The following is a 1,818-nucleotide window of genomic DNA, read 5'->3' on the forward strand; positions in this document are numbered from 1 at the left end:
TCCCACATCTCGGCGAAGAACAGCATGTAGAGGCCCTTGGGCTGGCCGAGGAACTCGTCGCCTTTGCGGGTCGCGGCGACCGCGCCCATGGCGAGGAACCCGGCCAGGACGAGAACACCGATCGCGGTGATCCAGTCACCCTCCTGCCACAGCGCGATGTCCTTCATACCCATGGTCGACCTCTCCACCAGCCTAACGCGGCGCACCCTAGCGGGCTAAATGCGCATGTGAAGCCGATTGTTGCGAAGCGATGTCACTGTTAGGCGAGCGGCCATGCTCAATGACCGCTCGTCGCTCCTTTCGCTGCTCGAAACACGCCGCTCGGGGCGGCCGCGCGAGATGGTGCCGCCGGGGCCCTCGCCGGCCGAGCTCGAGCGCATCCTGACCATCGCCGCGCGCACCCCCGATCACGGCAAGCTGTTCCCGTGGCGGTTCGTGGTGGTCGAGGACGGGCAGCGCGACGCGTTCGCCGCGCTACTGCGCGGTGCACTGCCCGAGGCCGATCCCGAGGCAGGTCCAGCGCACCACGGCAAAGCGGAAGAGTTCGCGCGGCAGGGCGCGGCGCTGGTGGTGCTGGTGTCGGCGCCGGTCGCGGGCCACAAGATCCCCGAATGGGAGCAGCAATTGTCGTGCGGCGCGGCGGGGAAGAACCTGCTGCTGGCGGCGCACGCGCTGGGTTATGTCGGCGGCTGGCTGACCGGTTGGGCGGCTTATTCGGAGCGGGTGCGTGCGGCATTCTGCGGCCCCGGCGAGCGGATTGCCGGCTTCCTGTTCCTCGGGTCGCCCGGCGCCGAGTTGGTCGAGCGGCCGCGGGCGCCGCTGGCGACCGTGGTGCGGCCTTGGGTACCGCCGGCGGACTAAGCAAAGTTGCAATTTATCCGCCATGCTGTATTATCACAGCATGACGCTTCGCAGCCAGCCCGAAAAGCCCGTTTACGTCCGCCTCCGCGAGGTTATCGCCGATGCCATTTTGGCGGGGCGCTACAGCGACGGCGACCCGTTGCCGTCGGTGCGCGCGATGGCCGCCGACGAAGGCGCCAACCCGCTGACGGTGGCCAAGGCCTATCAGGGGTTCCAGGACGAGGGGCTGATCACGGTCAAGCGCGGGGTGGGGCTGTTCGTCGCGCCGGGCGCACGCGCGAGATTGCGCGACAGCGAGCGCAAGCGCTTCGTCACCGAGGAATGGCCCGCGGTGCGCGACCGCATGACCCGGCTCGGGATCGACCCCGCCAGCCTGATCGAGCGCGCGAAGGTCTAGGCCAACGCTTCCGCCGGGGCGCGGTAGAGCAATTCGGCGCCCTGCCCCGCTGCCGCGCCGAGGCCGAGCGCCTCGGGCACAATCGATTCGAGAAATAGAGCGATGGCCGCGCGGCGGGCTGCGCTGAAATCATCGCCGACCGGGGCCAGCACGCGGTCGAGCCGCTCGAGCTGCCAGCCGGCGACCAGCACCGACAGCATGGTGAGGAACGGGTAGCTGCCGGCGAGGCGGTCGTCGGGCTCGGCGGCGCGCATTGTGGCGGTGAGGATTTCGACCGCGTCGGTGAGCGCGACGAGGCGAAGATCGGCCGCGTCGCCGCGGATATCGGCGATCAGGTCGTCGAGCGCGGCGCCGTTGCCGAGCGTCAGCTTGCGCGTCACCAAATCGGCGGCCTGGATGCCGTTGGTGCCTTCGTAAATCGGGGCGATGCGCGCGTCGCGTAAATGCTGGGCGGCGCCGGTTTCCTCGATATAGCCCATCCCGCCGTGGACCTGGACCCCGAGGCTGGCGACCTCGCAGCCGACATCGGTCGCCCACGCTTTCGCCAATGGGGTGAGGAC

General features: G+C 69.3%; 3 protein-coding genes. 2 read left to right on the plus strand and 1 reads right to left on the minus strand.

The features are described from left to right. Positions 1 to 273 precede the first annotated feature (273 nt). Positions 274 to 861 carry a nitroreductase gene (locus RMP08_RS03075; RefSeq protein ID WP_310467520.1) on the plus strand — a complete coding sequence of 196 codons (588 nt, stop codon included), beginning with the start codon at positions 274 to 276 and terminating at the stop codon, positions 859 to 861. 40 nt (positions 862 to 901) lie between these two features. Further along, positions 902 to 1,258, plus strand: a complete 357-nt coding sequence (locus RMP08_RS03080) for a GntR family transcriptional regulator (RefSeq protein WP_310467522.1) — start codon at positions 902 to 904, stop codon at positions 1,256 to 1,258. Here RMP08_RS03080 and RMP08_RS03085 read toward each other — a convergent pair. After that, on the minus strand, positions 1,255 to 1,818 hold a 564-nt coding region (locus RMP08_RS03085), incomplete at its 5' end, for an acyl-CoA dehydrogenase family protein (protein WP_310467523.1). The genes RMP08_RS03080 and RMP08_RS03085 overlap by 4 nt on opposite strands.

The sequence above is a fragment of the Sphingomonas sp. genome, assembly GCF_031426035.1.
In the GTDB taxonomy this organism is placed as follows: Bacteria; Pseudomonadota; Alphaproteobacteria; order Sphingomonadales; family Sphingomonadaceae; genus Sphingomicrobium.

Coding starts and splice junctions, on each gene's coding strand:
- RMP08_RS03075 (WP_310467520.1), top strand. CDS start 274: ATGCTCAATGACCGCTCGTCGCTCCTTTCGCTGCTCGAAACACGCCGC.
- RMP08_RS03080 (WP_310467522.1), top strand. CDS start 902: ATGACGCTTCGCAGCCAGCCCGAAAAGCCCGTTTACGTCCGCCTCCGC.